Origin of the sequence: Arthrobacter sp. QXT-31 (assembly GCF_001969265.1) — a bacterium.
Lineage (GTDB): Bacteria > Actinomycetota > Actinomycetes > Actinomycetales > Micrococcaceae > Arthrobacter.
In genome coordinates this window covers 3,526,833-3,546,304 of the sequence record NZ_CP019304.1, presented here as the reverse complement: position 1 = coordinate 3,546,304, position 19,472 = coordinate 3,526,833, and the positions used below count along the sequence as shown (strand labels likewise).

The window sequence follows — 19,472 nt, the reverse complement described above, 5'->3', positions numbered from 1 at the left end:
TATAGTCAACAGCATGCAGTCGGGTCCTCTTTATCTGATCGGCCCTTCGGGCAACCCCAATTTCGGCGACGAGTTCATCGCCGCGGCATGGCTGAAGCATCTTGCCGAGGTGCGGCCCGACGCCGATGTCTGGCTGGACTGCCCCCAGCCTGGCCTGGCGCAGGTCCTCTTCGATGGGCTGCATCCGCGCCTGCGCGTCACCAACACACTGTGGCGGCTGGTGCACGAGACTGCTGAAATGCCGCTGGACGAAGCGGCGGAGGTCATCAGGGCCCGGGTCACTCGCCTCGGCTCCCCCTCCTACGATCTGGGCCTCCTCAAGCTGCGCGAAGCACAATCCCTGCACCTCATCGGGGGCGGCTTCATCAATGAGAACTGGTCCCACCACGCCGGACTGGTAGTTGCCATGCGTGCCGTCCACGCCATCACGGGCGCCCGGCTGATTGCCACCGGCCAGGGACTCATGCCCGAACTCACCTCGGCGCCTGCCGAGATGCCCCTGTTCCAGGACTTCGCGCACGCAGCAGCCCGCGACGAAGCCGGCGCCCGCGCCTACGGCATCAGCCAGGAACTGGACGATGCCTTCCTCGGCCTCACCGCCGAACTGGCCCGCTCGACGGCCGAACCCGGCCTCTACGTCTGCATCCAGAGCGACACCGCCGACCCCGAGCGGTTCGGGACCGCGGTGGAGCTGGCGAGGACCGCCGTCGAAAAGGCCGCTAGCGAGGGAACGAACGCCTATTACGTTGAAGCCATCCCGGGCGCCGACCGCGTTGCCTACGAACAGCTGGCGGACCTGATCCCGGAAGAACGGTTCCTGCCGTTCCTGCATATCTGGGCCCACGGCCTCCCCCTCTCCGGGGACCAGACCTGGGTGACCAGCCGGTTCCATTTCCACCTGCTGGCCGCGTCGGCGGGGGCACGGGGCATGGCAGTCGGCATGAAGAAGGGGTACTACGACGTCAAGCACGAGTCGCTGACCGCCCTCGGCAGTGGCTGGTCGCTGGCGCTTGACGGCGACGCTCCCGGAATCCCTGAAAACCGCGGTTCGCTGCGCGATGAACTCCCGGCGCTGGTGGCCCGAAAGCGCGCCGAGGCTGACAAGATCTATCCGCCGCTGCCGGACCAGCCGACAGCCACAGCGCCCCTGACCGCGGGTTCGCTGACTGCCGGTGCCGCGAAGCTCTTCAACAAGGCACTCGCCGCGCCGCGGAGGAACAAGGTCCGGCCGGGAGCTCTCTGAATCGACCATGCTTGATTGGCTTTTCGGGCTGGCCCCGTCGGTCCCGACTGTTGTATTCCTTGTCGCGGCTTTCTTCCTCCCGGGACTCCTGGTTCTTCTGCCGCTGAGGCCCGGGTGGCCGGCGGCCATAGCGCTCAGTCCCGCCGTCACGCTGCTGATGCTGCTGGCCGGCAGCTTCGCGGCGGCCGCCGTCGGTCTCCCGTGGAATGCAGCAACTGCCGCCCTCACAGCCCTTCCCCTGGTCCTCACAACCTGGTTCGCCGGAAGGCGGTTCGCCTTCGGACAGCCCCTGACGCCCGCCGGCATCGGCCTGCCGACCTGGCTTGCCGCAGGGGCAGGCACCGCCATCGGTTCGGCTGCTACCTGTCTCGCCCTGCTCCGTGGCATCGGCGACCCCGCCGCCGCCTCCCAGGGCTGGGATCCGATCTTCCACCTGAACGCATTGCGGTGGATCCAGGAATCCGGGCAGGCTACCCCGTGGAGCATCGCCCCGATATTCGGCGCCGGACGTGCCACCTATTACCCTGCGGGCTGGCACAGCGCCGTTGCCCTCGTCCCGGGCAGCATCCCGGAGGCGGCCAACCTGTCCTCGATCGTGATCGGGGGCCTGATCTGGCCGGCCGGCCTGGCCTTCCTGGCCACGGCCGTGCTGCCGCGGCACCCTGCGGCCTGGGCACTGACGCCGCTGGTCGGTGCCTCCTTCATCAGCTTCCCCTTCTCCCAACTGCTCCGCAGCGGCCAGTGGCCCAACGGCCTCGCCACCGCTCTGGTGCCCGCCACACTGGCCCTGGCCGTGCTGCTGCTCCGGCGTCTGACCTCCGCCGGGGCGGCCTCCGGGACCTCCGCTGGGACGGCCCCCGGGCGGGCTGAACCGGCCGCGGGTACAGCGGTCCCTGCGCCGGCCCGCGGGCGAATCCTGCTGGCCGTCACCCTCGTTGCCCTGCTCGGCGGCTGCGTCGCGGCCCATCCCAGCTCCCTGTTTGCCATTGCCGTGGCCGTCCTGCCCTTTGTGGCTGCCCGCTTCCTGCCGCTGCTGGTGCGCGGGGCGCGGCGCCGCCCCCTCCCTACCCTTGCGGCAGCCCTGGGCACGGCGCTCCTTGCGGCAACGGCGTGGTCGGTGCTGGCCAACTCGCGCGTGCTGGCAGGTGTCATGGCCTACCGCCGGGCTGTGCGGGCAGAGGTCCCGGATTCCCTGTACCTTGCCTTCTTCGACCTGCCGCGGTTCCCGGCACTCTCCCCGCCGGCGCCGGACGACTTCAACATCGCGGTGGGGCTACTGGTGATTCTTGGCGCGGTTGTGGCCATTTTTGTCCGGGAGGCAAGGCCGCTGGCCGTCACCTGGCTCGCCTTCGTTGGACTTTATGTGCTTGCTGCGGGTCCCGAAAACGGGCTTCGATGGCTGACCGGGTTCTGGTACAAGGACACGCAGCGTATCGCCCCCTTTATCGCCATGACGGGCAGCCTGCTGGCCGCGCTGGCCCTTGCTGTGGTGACGGGTGCCGTAGTCAGGGCGCTGGTTCGTCTCCTGTCCGCACGGTCGCCTGAGCCCCGCATCGCCGGACGGTGGCCCGTTCCTGCCATCCTCTTCACGGCTGCCGCTGCCGCGGTCACCGGTGCGCTTTATGTGGGTTCCGGAAGCTACCGGTCGGTGGAACGTGTGGCGGTTGCCGCCCAGAACTACACTGTCTCCGACAAGCCGGGGAACGGCGTGCTCTCCAGGGGAGAACAAGCCTTCATTGAGCGGGCCGGCGAGATGCTGCCGGCTGATGCCGTGGTGATCGGGGACCCGTTCAACGGCGAGACCTACTTCTATGCGCTGACCGGCCGGCACGTCGTCTACACGCAACTGGGTTCGCCGACAGCCGGCAGCCCCGCCAAGGAGCTGCTCCGCACCGGCTTCAACCGGCTGGCGACTGACCCGGCCATCTGTGAAGCGGTGCGCGAGGTCGGCGCCACCCACTTCTACGAGGATGCCCCCGGCGCGTCGCACGGAAGTGTCAGCCTGAAGCGCTGGCCTGGTTTTTACAACGTGCCAGCCGGGCAGGGCTTTGAAAAAGTGGCTTCCGCGGAGGGCCGCACTCTTTACAGGATTACGGCCTGCCGCTGACTGCTTCTCCCGCAGGGGCGGACGTCCCTCCCGGGCCCCTGTTATCCATGCAGGCCCCTGTTATCCACATTTCGCGGTTATCCACATATGCGGTGCCATCCACATGGGCGGCGCGGCCGTGGCCGGGGCCGCCGGGAATCCCTAGGCTTCAATCATGAGCACATTCGAGGGCATCCCGGCCGCGGCAACCAAGTTCTACGCCGAGCTGGAGGAGAACAACAACCGCGACTGGTGGCATGCCCATGCCGCGGTGTACCAGGATTCCGTCAAGGCTCCGCTCCAGGCGCTTCTGGCGGACCTTGAGCCGCGCTTTGGGCCAGGGAAGATCTTCCGGCCGAACCGTGACGTCCGCTTCTCCCCGGACAAGTCACCGTATAAGACCGCCCAGGGCGCGTTCGCCTCATATCAGGAGGGCGTGGGCTACTACCTGCAGATCAGTGCCGACGGCCTGCTGGTTGGCGGCGGCTACCACTCGCATTCACCCGCGCAGCTGGTCCGCTACCGGAGTTCCGTGGACGCGGGGAGCACCGGCGAACAGCTGCAGCACATCGTGGACGCGATCGCAGCCGCGGGATTCGCCATCGAAGGCGAGAAACTGAAAACCGTGCCCCGGGGCTTTCCGAAGGACCATCCCCGCGCCGAGCTGCTGACTCACAAGTCGCTCTCCGCCGGTGTTACCCTAGGCGAGCCCGAATGGCTCGCCTCCCCGGACGCGGAACGCGAGATTGCCGCCCGCTGGGAACAGCTCCGCCCGCTGGTGGACTGGGTGGGACGGCACGCCGCCCCCTGAAGGTTGCGTCAGGGGGCGGCGGTTTTGCATCAGGGGCTGCCGTCCGGCCAAACCAGGGGGGCAGGTCCCGGGTGCCGGCTAGACCTTGGTCAGCTCGTCGTCGTCCCGGTCGTCGAGATCGGCTGAACGGCCGTCCACGGCGGCTTTGGCATCGGCGAACTTCTCGTTGAGGCGGGAGTGCCGCTGCCCGTAGGCGAAGTAGATGGCAACGCCGAGCACCAGCCAAATGCCGAAGAAGATCCAGGTCTCCACGGCAAGGTTGGTCATCAGGTACAGGCACAGCACCGCGGACACGATGGGAAGCACCTTGCCGAACGGGACCCGGAAGGCAGGCTTCAGGTCAGGGCGCTTCTTGCGCAGCACGAGGATGCCCAGGCTGACCATCACGAACGCGGACAGCGTTCCGATGTTGATCATTTCCTCGAGCAGGTCCACGTTGGTGAGTCCGGCGACCAGGGCGACGGCGGCGCCGCAGATGATCTGCAGGCGGACGGGCGTGGAGCGCTTCTCACTGGTCCTGGAGAGGGAGCGCGGCAGCAGGCCGTCGCGGCTCATGGCCAGCACAACCCGTGCCAGGCCCATCAGCAGCACCATGATCACCGTCGTCAGGCCCACGAGGGAGCCGAAGGCGATCACCTTCGCGGCGTCGGTGTTGCCGACGGCTTCGAAGGCGGTGGTGAGGGTGGGGCTCTCCGCCTCGGCCAGCTGCGTATAGGAGACCATGCCGGTCAGGGCGAGCGAGACCAGGATGTACAGCAGGGTCACCAGGGCCAGGCCGCCGAAGATGCCGCGGGGCAGGGTCTTCTGCGGGTTCTTCACCTCTTCTGCGGAGGTGGCCACGACGTCGAAACCGATGAAGGCAAAGAACACCAGCGCGGCGCCGGCGAAGATGCCGAGGGTGCCGTACTGTGCGGGGGCGGCACCGGTGAGGAAGCCGAAGAACGACTGCTTCATGACGTCGGCGGCGCCGGCGTTGGCCGTCGGTTCAGAGGCCGGGACGAAGGGGGTGTAGTTGGAGAACTTCACGTAGGTGAAGCCCACCACAATCACGAAGAGCACCACGCCGATTTTGATCAGCGTGAAGATGTTGCCCACACGAGCGGACAGCTTGGTGCCAAGCACCAGCAGCACGGTGAAGACGGCAACGATGAGGAACGCGCCCCAGTACAGGTCAACGTCGCCAAGCGAGACGGCCGGGGGCATGTCCACTCCCATCAGGGAGAAGACCTTGCTGAGGTAAATGCCCCAGTACTTGGCGATCACCGCGGCCGCGGTGAAGAGCTCCAGGATGAGGTTCCAGCCGATGATCCAGGCCAGGACCTCGCCCATGGTGGCGTACGTGAAAACGTAGGCGGAGCCGGCAACAGGGATGGCGGTGGCGAATTCGGCGTAGCACATGATCGCCAGGGCGCAGGTGATGGCGGCGACCAGGAAGGAGATGGTGACGGCGGGGCCAGCGAAGTTCGCGGCGGCCTTGGCGCCCACGGAGAAGATGCCGGCGCCGACGGCAACGGCGACGCCCATGATCATGAGGTCCCAGGTGCTGAGGGAGCGCTTCAGTTTGCGTCCGGGCTCATCGGCGTCGGCTATTGACTGCTCGATGGATTTGGTCCGGAAAAGGTTCATTGGAAGTCCACGATCCTGATAGGGGATGGAAACAGACCTATCAAGTGTAGTGTCCATCCAGTGGACGGCCACAATTGTCCCGAATAATGAGACGGCACGCAGGCAAAAACCACGCCCGGCCCTCCTCCGCGCTGCGGCTGCGCGGTGTGGTGGAGGGCCGGGCGTGGGGCCTAAAGTTGCATCAGCCGGAAGGCTTCAGCGGTGGGGGGCAGCCGCCCCGGGTTCCGATGGGGACCCGGAGACGGCCGCCTCCGAACTGGGCTAGCTAATAACCCTCATGACGTTCCATCCGGTACCGACGCGGATGCGGGTCCCGAAGAGACCGTTGCCGGTGCCGGGGTAGGTCCACAGGACTCCACTGGAGTCCCTGGCCACCAGGTCCGGCTTCCCGTCACCGGTCAGGTCACCGGCTGCGGAGATCGCCGACATCGCATTCCATCCGGTACCGACGCGGATGCGGGTCCCGAAGAGCCCGTTGCCGGTGCCCGGGTAGGTCCACAGGACCCCGCGGGAGTCCCTGGCCACCAGGTCAGGCTTCCCGTCACCGGTCAGGTCACCGGCTGCGGAGATCGCCGACATCGCATTCCATCCGGTACCGACGCGGACGCGGGTCCCGAAGAGACCGTTGCCGGTGCCGGGGTAGGTCCACAGGACCCCACTGGAATCCCTGGCTACCAGGTCAGCCTTCCCGTCACCGGTCAGGTCACCGGCTGCGGAGATCACCGACATCGCATTCCATCCGGTACCGACGCGGATGCGGGTCCCGAAGAGCCCGTTGCCGGTGCCCGGGTAGGTCCACAGGACCCCACTCGATTCCCTGGCTACCAGGTCAGGCTTCCCGTCACCGGTCAGGTCACCGGCTGCGGAGATCACTGACATCGCGTTCCATCCGGAACCGACGCGGATACGGGTCCCGAAGAGCCCGTTGCCGGTGCCCGGGTAGGTCCACAGGACCCCACTGGAATCCCTGGCCACCAGGTCAGCCCTGGTGTCACCGGTGAAGTCGCGAAGGGCGCTGGCAACCACCGGGGCGGCCTCCGCCGCAACGGGCTCCGAAGTCATCGTTACCGACTCGTACCCGTCCTTGGACCCGGTGACCCTGACAGTTACCGGCTGACCCACATCCGCGGCCCTGACCGTGTAAGTGGACTCGGTGGCGCCGACTACAGCGACCCCGTTGCTGAACCATTGGAAGGACAGTGCCACCGGCGCCGGTCCCCAGACTCCTGTTGCCGCCGTCAGGGTGCTGCCGACTGTGGCGGTTCCCGTAATGGACGGGACTGCCGTGACCAGCACCGGCGCCACCGGGGTGACGGTGTTGGTAACCATAACCGTGCTTTCACCGTGCACGTTCGTGGCGCGGACCTCGAACTTGACGGCTACGCCATTCGTCAGTCCGTCGACCACCATGCTGGTGTCGCCACCGGGCGCCGTCCGGGTCTCACCGATCTGTGCGCCGGAGGCCGCGTCAAGAACGCGGATGGAGAACTGGTCAGTGATGCCGCCGGTTTCGGCTGCGGTGAAGTTCACCGTGGCCTGGCCGTTCCCTGCCTGCGCGGTCACGCCGGTGGGTGCGCTTGGAGGTACGGAGTCGGCAAAGACCAGGGTCTCGATGTTCCGGAGCGTGTCGACTCCGTCGGTGCCTCCGCCGTTGTGGCTCACAGTGGTTACTCCGTCGGTTTCAGTGACGGTGTAGTTCGCCTCGATGTCGGAGAATACGGCCTTATCCGTGCCGCCGCTGGTGGAGAGGATCTCCCTCACGGCCACGATGTTGCCCGGGTCGATCTTGCCGGCGAAGACGTCCGCCTGCAGGGTCGCTCCGGTCAGGCCGCCCGTCGCATTCCTCAGGTACTGCGCGGTCATGCTGGTGGCGCTGCCGATCTCGGTGTTGGGATCAGCGGCATTGGTGCGCACGCTGAGCCGGACGTTGAGGTAGCGGTCGCCGTCGATGATGTCATTGCCGCCGCGTCCCTCGATGATGTCGCTGCCGCCACCGCCGAGGAGGATGTTGCCATCGCCCCAGGCCATCGCGTTCGCGGAGCTGTCCAGGAGCGGGCAGTCCTTCGATGCCGAAGCGGCAATTACGTCGGCGATGGGTGTGGTCCGTGCGGCGTCCGGGATCAGTTCGTTGAGGCCGGAGATGCGGTTGACGCCGTGCACATCCAGGACGTTGCAGCCGATGAAGCCGCCGCCGCCCCGTTCGCTCGGGATGATGTCGTCGCCGCGGAGCTTGTCATCAAAGGGGCCGCCCGAGAGGGCTTCCACTTCGTTGTACCTGTCGCGGACCCCCACCTGAAGGATATCGAGAGGCAGGATGGGCAGGTCCAGGTCGGCGTCCTGCGGCTGCGGATCGTGCAGGCCGATCTCCCAGTCGTAGCCCGAGGCACCGGCAATTTTCTCAATTCCCGGACCGGCGAGGCCGACGTCGTCGCCACCTTCCATGTCGTAATCGTCGTCGCCGCCCTGACCGAAGAGGATGTCGTGGCCCGGCCTCTGCGAATCATCGAGGAAGAAGAGGTTGCTGGAGTCACCCATCAGGAGGTCGGGCTCGTCGCCACCCTCCATCCAGTCGTCCCCACCGTCTCCGAAGACAGCATCCTCACCCTGGCCGGCGATGGCGAAGTCATTGCCCTCACCGGAGAAGGTTTCGTTAATGTTGGCTCCGCCGTTCGTGAAGTCGCTGCCGTCACCGCCCATGATGATGTCCAGGCCGGGGCCGGCGTCGATCGCATCGTTGCCTGGGCCACCCTTGTGCACGTCATCGCCGGCGATATCGGTGATGATGTCGTTGCCTTCGCCGCCCAGCGCGACGTCGGCACCATCACCGCCTTCGATCACGTCGTTGCCTAGGCCGCCCCAGAAGGTGTCGTTGTCGTTGCCGCCGTAGGCGCGGTCAACGTTGGCGGTCCCGTTGAAGACGCTCTGGCCGTTGATGCCGGACGGGTCCACAGTGTTGGTCATCCGGTACTTGATGGTGCCGTCCGACATGCGGATCAGGACCTTGGATTCGTCGCAGTCGGAGGCCGGGTCGTTCGCGACCGTGTTGCCGAAGCTCGTAAAGCCCTCAGTGGTACCTGCGAGGTTCTTCAGCTCGAACTTGCAGTCAGCGGTGGCGAATGCATCCGCCTTGAGCGCCTGGGCGTTGGTGTTGCGCATCATCAGCTCGGCGAAGGAGTTGCCCTCCAGCTGTGCCCGCAGGTTCATGCCGGGGGTGCGTGCCAGATAGTAGAAGCGGTCGCCGTTCTGGAGCTCCGTCAGCTGCTGTTCAAAGACGAAGTTGAAGGTGCTGCCGAGCAGGCCGCCGAACATGTTGGTGCGTTCGGCGAGGCCGCCCACCCACAGTTCGACGTTGTCGAGCCCGGTCTTCGACGCACCGTTCTCGTTTGCCCATCCGTCACTGCTGTTCATGAACGCTGCAGCGTCTGTAGGAGGGACGTCCCCCGCCACGGTGTTGGGGTTGACGATGGCGCGGGCGGCGTCACGGCGCGACTTCAGTGAAGCCGGCTTGTCGTCCCCGTTGCCCAGCACCTTGTCAGGTCCTGCATCAGTGAGGATCGTCGGGTGCTTGCCGTAGGCAGCCACGAAGTTGATGAGCGACTCGGGGTGCTTGAGGTTCTCGCCGAAGTCGATCCAGTTCGTGTAGGGCTTGAGCTGGCCGTCGTTGGTTTTGGCGTGCAGCTCCTTGCGGAAATTGTTGAGTGTCGGAACGCCCTCGGACCTGGCCCTCGTCATGTTGATGGTGGCGAGATCCAGCGGAAGTCCCAGCAGGTTGTTCCGCAGCGTGTCGGTGACGAACTCGTCCAGTTCGTTGCCCTCCTGGTCGGACATGCCCATCACGATGCTGCCTGCCGCCTCTTCCGATGTCAGCTGCCCGGCGTCGCCGCCGTCGGTATACGCCGGCGGGTTGAGGAAGCCTTCAAGCAGGGAGATGTCATTCTCCGAGCCGGCGATGTCGTCGGAAGTGCCGTACACGGCGTCCGGGCCCGGCTTGTACTCATTCCGCCGGGAGATCGTCTCGGTGAGCATGGAGTGGCCAAACCGGTACACGGCGTGGGCGAATTCAGCCTTGATCGCCGGGTTAATATCCGTCTGCGTGAAGGCAAACGGCTGGAACGGGTTGATCAGCGGCTGGATCTTGCGGGCAAACTCCTCGAAGACCAGGTGCTGGTACTCCATCTCGGTGACGAAGCGGGCTGCCTGGAAGAGGCGTTCGCCATAGTCGAACGTTGCGTCATTGACGTCTTCGAACTGGGCCTTGAGATCTGCGTTCTCCGTCTTGGCCAGGGTGGCTTTGATGTCGTCAACGAGCCGGTCGTGTTCCGAGTGGAACACCTGGTGGATGGCGGTCAGGCCAATGTTCTCATTGACGCGGCCGTCGCCGGCGATGAAGTGCGCATCGAGCATCTCATCGTCGTAGGTTCCCCGTGGCTGGCTTGCGAAATCGGCCGATGCCGTAGTGTCCGTGTCCTTGATCGGTGCCACGGCGGGGGTGCCGGGGTTGTGGTCCGTGTCCTTGGGCGACGGGTCGGCGTTGTGCGCAATGTCCGTGAGGAACGGGGTGTTGAAGTACAGCGCATCGGCGGGAACCAGGGTTCCTTTGTTCTCGTTGTCGGCCGGGTTGGCCTCGACCTCGCCGCTGGCCGTCACGAACACGGGAAGGCCGCGCGCCGGTCCCGGAATGAAATTGCCGTACAGGTCGGACTTGATCATTGGGACGTTCAGAACGTCCTTGTCCAGCAGCTGGATGCCCAGCAGCTCCTGCGCCTGTTTCTTGGTGGTGGCCCAGGTGGCCATGCCGCCTGCGGTCGGGCCGGCAGGCCCGCCGAGCAGCTTTCCGGTGGAGAGGGGACGGCCGGTCGCGGTGTCCGCGACGTACTCGCGCAGGAAGACCTGGTGCGAGGGGTGGGAGGTGTAGGTCTGGCTCTGGTCCACCCACGGGGAGTCAGTGTTCAGCGCGTCCTGCACGTCGTCGGCGCTTTCGTCCACGTCAGTCGTCTTAGGATCGTCACCCAGGATGCCGTCCTCGCCCGGCTGGTTCAGCCCACGGGTAAGGGCCATGAACCGCAGGTGCACGGGCAGGTCGTCGCCCTCCACGACGTCACGCGTTGCGGGGTCATCGACACCCTCAACCGTCGCCGTCGCCGGATCATCGTCAAACTTGTGGTTGGGACCGGCAATCAGCGGATCGTCAGCCTTGAGCGGAACGTAGACGCTGCCTCCGCCCTTCACCGTCTGGTCGATGCCGTGGTCAAAGAACTGGCCAAAAAGCGTAAACAGCGAGTTGTACGGCGGGGAAAGCCCGACGTCGGTGGTGATGTTCGGGATGAAGAGGGTGCTGTGGGAGGGCACGCAACCTGCAGGCACGGCGGCAACCGCAGGCTCGGCGAGGGGATCCGGATCGGTCGTGCAGGGAACAACGCCCTCGTTGCCCTGGCTGCGCACCGGGTTTCCGGCCGCGGACACGGCCGCCGGGTTCGTCGAGGTCTGATCCACGATCAGGTTGCTGATGACGCGCGGCTGCGAGTCGAATACGTCGCCCTTCTTCTGGGTGTAGCTTGACGGGGCCGGCGGCCCGAACATCGAGTTCTCCGCGTCTTTGAACGATGCAGCTCCCAGCCGTGGGAACACCTGATCCGCGGCACCGTAGTTGTCCTGTCCGGGCTCGAGGTGGTTGCAGCTGCCGTCCACAGTGCGCAGCCCGAAGGACAGCATCGGGCTGGCGAGCTGATTGGGTCCTGTACCCAAAAGGGCGCCGCAGGGGCCGGTTTCCGACGTGGTGTTGGCAACGTGTGCCTCAGCGATCTTAATCTGCTTCAGGATGAAGGACAGGTCTGAAGGTGTGACGTTGAATCCTGCCCCGACAGGTGCCTGAACGGCGTTCGCCGCGACCACGGGCAGCCCCATCGCTGCCGGCATGGCGAGCGTGGTAGCCGCCGCAATCAGCCGGAAGGAAACCGGCCGCTCACGTCGCTTGCTGCGGCGTTCCCGCCGATTCAAGGGTGGATCCGTGGGGGCTGCGGATCTGTCGCGATCCGCGCCCCCGTCTGACTTCCAGGCTAAGAGTTTCATGGCACACCTGCCGCTAGGAGGGTTTTGACCGTGCCATCGTCCGTAACCATGCCCGTGAAAACCTTGTGGAAGCGGCCGGACCGGAGTTCTTTTACGCAGTTGAGCCACCCCAAATTGGGGGTTCCCAATCACGTTTTTAACGCTCAATGTCCGGGCGGGGCCACTTGTTTGTGGCCCCGCCCGGACATTGTGAAGCTGGGAACTGGCCGGATTACACCGGCCAGTCCATGAGCGTGGAACGGATCAGGAAGCGTTTGCCTTCTGGCGCCTCAACGGAAAACCCGCTGCCCCGGCCGTCCACCACATCCACCGTAAGGTGGGTGTGGCTCCAGTAGCTGAACTGCTCCCGGGACATCCAGAACTCCAGCGGCTGGCCGCCGTCGGAAGCGGAACCGGACCCTCCGCCGTCGGCAGCAAGGCGGGAGCCGCCATCGGAAGCGGAACCGGACCCTCCGCCGTCGGCAACGGACAGATCAAACCGCCCCAGCAGCACATCCGAGTCACCGGTGAGGAAGTCCCCGGCCGGGTAGCACATGGGCGCGGAGCCGTCGCAGCAGCCGCCGGACTGGTGGAACATGAGCGGCCCGTGCCGCGCCCAGAGCTTCCGCAGCAGCGACACCGCCTCGGGGGTGAGCGCAACCCGGGAAAACTCCTCCCCGGGCACCGTCACCGCGGCGTCCAGCCTGGTGCCCATCAGAACGTCAGCACCACGCGGCCGTCGATCTTCGCGTGCTTCATCTCGTCGAAGACGGCGTTGACCTCGGAGAGTTCCCGTGTGGACACCGTGGGGTGGATCTTGCCCTGCGCGTAGAAGTCCAGCGCTTCCTCCAGGTCCTGCCGGGTGCCCACGATGGAGCCGCGGACGGTCAGGCCCTTGAGCACGATCTCGAAGATCGGTGCCGGGAAGTCGCCCGGCGGCAGGCCGTTGAACACGATGGTGCCGCCGCGGCGGGCCATGCCGATGGCCTGGCCGAAGGCCGAGGGGTGCACCGCCGTGACCAGGACTCCGCTGCAGCCTCCGGTTTCCCGCTGGATGACCTCCGCCGGGTCCTCGTGGAGAGCGTTGACGGTGAGCTCTGCGCCGTGCTTCCTGGCGAGGGCGAGTTTGTCGTCCGCGATGTCGACGGCGGCAACGCGCAGGCCCATGGCGACGGCGTACTGGACGGCGATGTGCCCCAGTCCGCCGATGCCGGAGATGGTGACCCACTCCCCCGGCCTGGCCTCGGTCATTTTCAGCCCCTTGTAGACGGTGACACCGGCACAGAGCACCGGGGCAACCTCCACCGGGTCCGAGCCCGCCGGAATCCGGGCCGCAAAGCGGCTGTCCACCAGCATGTACTCGCCGAAGGAGCCGTCCACGCTGTAGCCGGCGTTCTTCTGGGACTCGCACAGCGTTTCCCAGCCTGTGCGGCAGTACTGGCAGTCGCCGCAGGCAGACCACAGCCAGGCGTTGCCCACCAGATCCCCGACAGCGAGGTCGGTCACCCCCTCGCCGAGGGCCACCACCTCGCCCACGCCTTCGTGCCCGGGCACGAACGGAGGCGACGGTTTGACCGGCCAGTCCCCTTCGGCGGCGTGGAGGTCGGTGTGGCAGACACCGCTGGTGATGAGTTTGACCAGTGCCTGGCCGCGGCCGGGCGCGGGGACAGGTATGTCCTGGATCTGGAGGTCCTTGGCAAATTCGGATACTACGGCTGCTTGCATTGTCGTCGTCATTGGCGAAATCCTTGCGTCGTTGAATCGGTTGTTTGGGTGGAGCGGGGCGCGAGGGCCCCGTCGTGGCGACGGAGTCGAGACGACGGGAGCGCCCTTTAGAAGAAGCCCAGCTTGTTTTCGCTGTAGCTGACCAGCAGGTTCTTGGTCTGCTGGTAGTGGTCCAGCATCATGGCGTGGTTTTCACGCCCGATGCCGGAGGACTTGTAGCCGCCGAACGCGGCGCCGGCCGGGTAGGCGTGGTAGTTGTTGACCCAGACGCGGCCGGCCTGGATCTCGCGGCCTGCCCGGTATGCGACGTTGCCGTTGCGGGACCAGACGCCGGCGCCGAGGCCGTAGAGGGTGTCGTTGGCGATGCCCATGGCGTCGTTGTAGTCGCTGAAGCGGGTCACGGACACGACGGGGCCGAAGATCTCCTCCTGGAAGATGCGCATCCGGTTGTGGCCTTCGAAGATCGTGGGCTGGACGTAGTAGCCGCCGGCCAGGTCCCCGGACAGTTCAGCGCGGGCGCCGCCGGTGAGTGCCTTGGCGCCTTCCTGCTTTCCGATGTCGATGTAGGAGAGGATCTTCTCCAGCTGGTCGTTGGAGGCCTGGGCTCCGATCTGGGTTTCGGTGTCCAGCGGGTTGCCCTGGATGATCTTCTGGGTCCGGGCCAGGGCGTCGGCCATGAAGGAGTCGTAGATGCCTTCCTGGACCAGGGCCCGGGACGGGCAGGTGCAGACTTCGCCCTGGTTGAAGGCGAAGAGAGTGAAACCTTCAAGCGCCTTGTCGTAGAACGCGTCACTGGAATCGGCGACATCGTTGAAGAAGATGTTCGGGCTCTTGCCGCCGAGTTCCAGCGTCACGGGGATGAGGTTGTTGGAGGCGTACTGGCTGATCAGCCGGCCGGTGGTGGTCTCGCCGGTGAAGGCGATCTTGCGGATCCGCGGGCTGGAGGCCAGCGGCTTGCCGGCCTCGACGCCGAAGCCGTTGACCACGTTCACCACGCCTGCCGGCAGCAGGTCGCTGATGAGTTCGATCAGGACCAGGATCGACGTCGGCGTCTGTTCGGCGGGCTTGAGGACGACGGCGTTGCCCGCCGCGAGCGCGGGCGCCAGCTTCCAGACGGCCATCAGGATGGGGAAGTTCCAGGGGATGATCTGGCCGACGACGCCGAGCGGCTCGTGGAAGTGGTAGGCGGTGGTGTCGTCGTCGAGCTGCGACAGCCGGCCTTCCTGGGCCCGGACGGCGGAGGCGAAGTAGCGGAAGTGGTCCGCGGCCAGCGGGATGTCCGCATTGAGGGTTTCGCGGACCGGCTTGCCGTTGTCCCAGGTCTCCGCGACGGCGAGCAGTTCGACGTTGGCCTCCATGCGGTCCGCGATCCTGTTCAGGATCGCGGCGCGTTCGGCCACCGACGTCTTGCCCCACGAGGGAGCCACCTTGTGCGCGGCGTCCAGGGCGAGTTCGATGTCCTCGGCGGTGCCGCGGGCCACCTCGCAGAAGGGCTTGCCGGTGACCGGCGTGATGTTCTCGAAGTACTGGCCCTTCACGGGTGCAACCCACTCGCCGCCGATCCAGTTCTCGTAGCGGTCCTTGAACGTGACCTTCGAACCTTCGGTGCCGGGCTGTGCGTAAACGGTCATTGCTAGCTCCTTTGCTGTGCAACACGGAGGCGATATCTCGTGGTGATCGCCGATGCACTGAGCCTAGGGGCGGGCAGGTTGCAGCCAGGTTGCAACGATGTCAGTCAAAGGGCAGGTGGGCCCACGCCTGCCGGGTCCCCCGGCCGGGCCCAGCGCCGATGTTAAGCGCCCAGTTCGGCTTCCAGCCGCTCGAGATCGGCGACGACGGCGGCCCGCTTGGGCGAGCGCGGCGGCAGCAGCTTCAGCGCGGCACGGCGGACGCCGGCGTCGTCCGCCGCCTCCGGCAGCTCGGCGTACTTGAGCAGCGACTCCGCGCTGCCGTCCGTCAGAACGGCCTCACGCAGCAGCGCGGACACGCGGTTCCGCAGCTCGACGACGCCGGGCGCCTCCGAGCGGGGCAGGACGGCGCCACGGTAGATGTCGAGGGCGATCCGGTGTGCACCGCGCTGCAGGCAGGTGAGCACCTGGCTGCTGTCCGGCAGCAGGTCCATGGACAGCCGGTACGGCCGCGACTCTGGCACCGCGGCGGGGTCCAGCTGCTGCAGGACCTTCCGGAGGCGCACCATCTCGGCGCGCAGTGTGATGGTGGAGCCGTCCCCCGGATAGAGGAGGACGCACAGCTCCTCGGCGCTGAGCCCGTCGGGGTGCGTGCTCAGCAGGGCCAGGATCTCGCTGTGCCTGGCGGAGAGCACCACGCTGCGGCCCCCGATGCTGAGCAGCGCCTGGTCACGGCCCAGCAGCTGCAGGCTGTTGCGGTAGAGACTGCCTTCCCGGGCGGAACCACCGGCCGCGCCCGAACCCGGGTGCCGCCGTCGTGCTTTGGCACGGTCCTGTTCAGCGGCGAGCTGCAGGCGTTCGACGCGCAACTGGGCCTGGGCTGCCGCGACGGTGGCCTCCACGAGGGAGAGCGTGTGCGGCGCGACGGCCGCCTCCGTGCCTGTAATGTCCACGACGCCCAGCAGCGCGCCGGAGTCCGGGTCCTGGAACGGAACCGCCGTGCAGCTCCACGGATGGACCGACCGTTTGTAGTGCTCGGCGCCGGAAATCTGGATGCCGCGGCCCAGCGCGAGCGCCGTCCCCGGGGCGCTGGTGCCCACGGTCGCCTCCGACCAGTCGGCGCCGGGAACGAACATCATGCCCTCGGCCCGGCTGCGCGCGCCGGTGTCGCCTTCCACCCAGAGCAGCCTGCCCACCTCGTCGCCCACGGCCACCAGCAGGCCGCTGTCGTGGCTGGGCCGGATGAGGAGCTTCTGGATCACGGGCATGATGGCGGCCAGGGGGTGCTGGCGCCGGTATTCCTCCAGCTCGTCCGCGGCGATGGCCAGCGGGGCCTCGGGGAGGTCAGGGTTGGCCCGCAGCTTGGCGGACCGCTGCCAGGATTCGCGGATCAGGCGGCGCAAGCCGGGGATCTCTTCCGCGTCCGGGAAGGCTTCTGTGTGCACATGGCTGTCCAGGAGTTCGTGGCCGGCCAGGGCGCGGCGCTGCAGCAGCACCGAAGCCTCGGTTCCGGGTGCCGCCGGCTGGATCAGGTTCTTCATCGAACTCCCACTCGCCCAAACGCTTGCCCGCGACATTCTAGTCCAAGGCGTCACGCGAATGGAGAGTCAGGCGCGGGAGATCTGGATCATCTCCTCGCGCGGCACCACCTTGATGCGTTCGCGCACCACGCCATCCGAAGCTGCGGTTTCCGACCAGGATGCGCCCAAGGCTTCCTCGTGGGCGTTCAGCTTGTTCCAGCCTTCCCACGTGGTGTATTCGATGCCGCGTTCCTCGAGGAGGTCGATGATCGCCTGCGGGTCCGGGTTCTGCGCCGGCGGCAGGGTGAGCCGGTCCTCCAGGAGGAAGCCGATGGTTTCCAGGGCGTCGCCCTTCGTGTGCCCGATCAGGCCGACCGGACCGCGCTTGATCCAGCCCGTGGTGTAGATGCCGGGGACGGGGTTCCCGTCGGCGTCGAGGACGCGGCCGCCCTCGTTGGGGATGACGCCGCGCTTGGCATCGTATTCCAGCTCGTCCAGGGCAGAGCCGTGATAGCCAATGGCGCGGTAGACGGCCTGCACCGGGTAGTCGATGAACTCCCCCGTGCCCTTGACGTTCCCGGTGCCGTCAAGCTGCATGCGCTCGAACTTGATGCCGGCAACCTTGCCGGACCCGCCGTCGTCGTATATCTCGACCGGGCTGTGCAGGAAGTGCAGGTGCAGCCGGCGGGAGGACGGCTGCTCAGACTCGGCGTGCTCCTCGACGAGCCAGTTGGTCATGGTGTTCACCATGGTTTTGGTCTGGTTGTTGCTCCGGATCGCGTCGTCGGAGGCCTCGTCGAATTCGAAGTCCTCCGGGTAGAGCACGATGTCGACGTCGCGGGCGTGGCTGAGCTCGCGCAGCTCCAGCGGCGTGAACTTCACCTGGGCGGGACCGCGGCGTCCGAAGACGTGGACGTCGGTGACCGGCGAGTTCTTCAGGCCCTGGTACACGTTGTCCGGGATCTCGGTGACGAGAAGCTCGTCGGCATGCTTCACCAGCATCCGCGCCACGTCCAGGGCCACGTTGCCGTTGCCGATCACCGCGATCTCCTTGGCATCCAGCGGCCACTCGCGGGAAACGTCCGGGTGCCCGTCGTACCAGGACACGAAGTCCGCCGCGCCGAAGGAGCCCTCAAGGTCGATGCCGGGGATGTCCAGGCTTGCGTCCTTGATGGCACCGGTGGAGAAGATGACGGCGTCGTAGAAGGCGCGGAAGTCGTGCAGCGTGAGGTCCCGGCCGTACGTGACATTGCCCAGGAACCTGATGTCCCCGCGGTCCAGGACCTTGTGCAGGGCGTTGACGATGCCCTTGATGCGCGGGTGGTCGGGCGCCACACCGTAGCGGATCAGGCCGTAGGGTGCCGGGTAGGCCTCGAAGAGGTCAATGCTGACCTCGAAGTCGCCGTCCTTGACCTCGTTGGACTTGGTCAGGATGTCCGCGGCGTAGACGCCTGCAGGTCCTGCGCCGACGATCGCGACGCGGAGCGGGCGCTTGGCCGTGGATTCAGCTGTGTTGGACACCGTAAGCCCTTCCGGAACGGGAGACCGCGCCCCACCGGCGCGCAGTTTTCAATTCTAATTGTCCGCCCGGCCGGGTGCCCCACCCGTGACGGCGCACGGCGGGCCGTGACGGCACGCGGCGGGTACCGCATCCTTACGACGGCGGGACCGGCTCCCCCAGCGCCGGCACCGGTTGCGCCAGCGGCGCCGGCGCAGCCCGAGGCAGCACGGCGCTCCCGGCTGCGCAGGCGCAGCCGGCACGGCGCTCAGCCGCTTTTGCGCAGGGCCACCACGTTGCCCTCGCGGTACAGCAGCGCGCGCAGTTCCGATTCCGCAGAATCCAGCCGCTTGGGATCGATGGTCTCCCCGGCCGCGAAGTGGTCCAGCAGCCGGGGGTCCACGTAGCTCTTGCGGGCGATCGACGGCGTGTTCCCCAGCACAGCTGCCGCCTCCATCATGGCCACGCTGATGGCCCGCTTCCGCTTCACCTCGGTTTTCTGCGGCCCACTGCGGGCCAGGCTGACGGCGGCCGCTGCGGTGCCCCGCAGGGTCCGGAAGTCCTTCGCCGTGAAGTCGTCGCCCGTGCGTTCCTTCACGTAGGAGTTGATGTCGGCGCTGGTCACAGGGTGCCAGGCGCGGCCGTCCTTATAGGCCAGCAACCGGGCATTGGGCCCGCGCCGCTTGAGGGCCTGCGCCAGCGGTGCGAGGTCCGGGTCCACAATCTGGGACTCCCAGGTTTTGCCGCTTTTTGCCGGGAAGCTCAGGTACAGGGAACCCTTGCGGACGCGGACGTGGGCGCACAGCAGGGTGGCCAGCCCATGGCTGCCGTTTTCGTTCGTGTACCGTTCCGACCCCACCCGCAGGGAGCCGCTGTCCAGCATCCTAAACGCCGCGGCCAAAACGCGCTGGCGGGTGACGCCGTCGGACCTGAGGTCCATGGTGGCCAGCCGCCGGGCGGTGGGCAGCGACTCGGCGAGCTGGAGGGCGCGGTCAAATTTCAGGCGGTCTTTCCGTTCGCGCCATTCCGGATGGTAGATGTACTGCCGGCGGCCCACGGCATCCAGCCCCGTGGCCTGGATGTGCCCGTTCTCGAAGGGCGCTATCCACACGTCTGTCCACGCCGGCGGAATGCCGATGCTTTCCAGCCTGTCCCGGACCGGTCCGGGCGGCAGCGTGGAGCCGTCCAGGTCCCGGTAACTGACCCCCGTGCCGGCCCGGACCCGCCGGTATCCGCGGCCCGAAGCGTTGCTGTGGCGGAGCCTCATGGGACCTCCCGCCCGCGCTG

General features: G+C 66.8%; 11 protein-coding genes. 3 read left to right on the top strand and 8 right to left on the bottom strand.

Annotated features, from left to right (window positions below):
* The first annotated feature begins 13 nt into the window (after positions 1–13).
* From BWQ92_RS16025 to BWQ92_RS16015, 3 genes are all read left to right on the top strand, one after another.
* Entirely contained in the window at positions 14–1,243 is a 1,230-nt protein-coding gene (locus BWQ92_RS16025) for a polysaccharide pyruvyl transferase family protein (protein WP_076801057.1), read from the top strand.
* Positions 1,244–1,250: 7 nt separating this feature from the next.
* Positions 1,251–3,350, top strand: a complete 2,100-nt coding sequence (locus tag BWQ92_RS16020) for a DUF6541 family protein (RefSeq protein ID WP_076801055.1) — start codon at positions 1,251–1,253, stop codon at positions 3,348–3,350.
* 154 nt (positions 3,351–3,504) lie between these two features.
* A complete protein-coding gene (locus BWQ92_RS16015; protein ID WP_076801053.1) occupies positions 3,505–4,140 on the top strand; it encodes a DUF2461 domain-containing protein in 636 nt (211 codons plus the stop codon).
* Positions 4,141–4,218: 78 nt separating this feature from the next.
* On the opposite strand, the gene BWQ92_RS16010 is transcribed toward BWQ92_RS16015, so the two are convergent.
* From BWQ92_RS16010 to BWQ92_RS15965, 8 genes are all read right to left on the bottom strand, one after another.
* On the bottom strand, positions 4,219–5,766 hold the full coding sequence (locus BWQ92_RS16010) for an amino acid permease (protein ID WP_076801051.1): 1,548 nt from the start codon (positions 5,764–5,766) through the stop codon (positions 4,219–4,221).
* Between the two features lie 261 nt (positions 5,767–6,027).
* Positions 6,028–11,682: a peroxidase family protein gene (locus BWQ92_RS15995; RefSeq protein WP_442856767.1), complete on the bottom strand. Its 5,655-nt coding sequence runs from the start codon at positions 11,680–11,682 to the stop codon at positions 6,028–6,030.
* 364 nt (positions 11,683–12,046) lie between these two features.
* Positions 12,047–12,532, bottom strand: coding sequence for a DUF779 domain-containing protein (locus BWQ92_RS15990; RefSeq protein WP_157365309.1), 486 nt, complete (start codon positions 12,530–12,532; stop codon positions 12,047–12,049).
* Positions 12,529–13,551: an alcohol dehydrogenase AdhP gene (gene adhP / locus BWQ92_RS15985; protein ID WP_172411554.1), complete on the bottom strand. Its 1,023-nt coding sequence runs from the start codon at positions 13,549–13,551 to the stop codon at positions 12,529–12,531. Before adhP ends, BWQ92_RS15990 begins: the two co-directional genes overlap by 4 nt.
* Positions 13,552–13,646: 95 nt before the next feature.
* The gene (gene exaC / locus BWQ92_RS15980; protein ID WP_076801046.1) at positions 13,647–15,170 is read right to left on the bottom strand and encodes an acetaldehyde dehydrogenase ExaC; all 1,524 of its coding nucleotides are present in this window, start codon (positions 15,168–15,170) and stop codon (positions 13,647–13,649) included.
* Between the two features lie 161 nt (positions 15,171–15,331).
* On the bottom strand, positions 15,332–16,708 hold the full coding sequence (locus BWQ92_RS15975; RefSeq protein WP_076801044.1) for a GAF domain-containing protein: 1,377 nt from the start codon (positions 16,706–16,708) through the stop codon (positions 15,332–15,334).
* Between the two features lie 66 nt (positions 16,709–16,774).
* Positions 16,775–18,208 (bottom strand): FAD-dependent oxidoreductase, encoded by a 1,434-nt coding sequence (locus tag BWQ92_RS15970; protein WP_076801042.1) that lies wholly within the window; start codon positions 18,206–18,208, stop codon positions 16,775–16,777.
* A gap of 245 nt (positions 18,209–18,453) precedes the next feature.
* Positions 18,454–19,452 carry a DNA topoisomerase IB gene (locus tag BWQ92_RS15965; protein WP_076801040.1) on the bottom strand — a complete coding sequence of 333 codons (999 nt, stop codon included), beginning with the start codon at positions 19,450–19,452 and terminating at the stop codon, positions 18,454–18,456.
* Between the last annotated feature and the right edge of the window lie 20 nt (positions 19,453–19,472).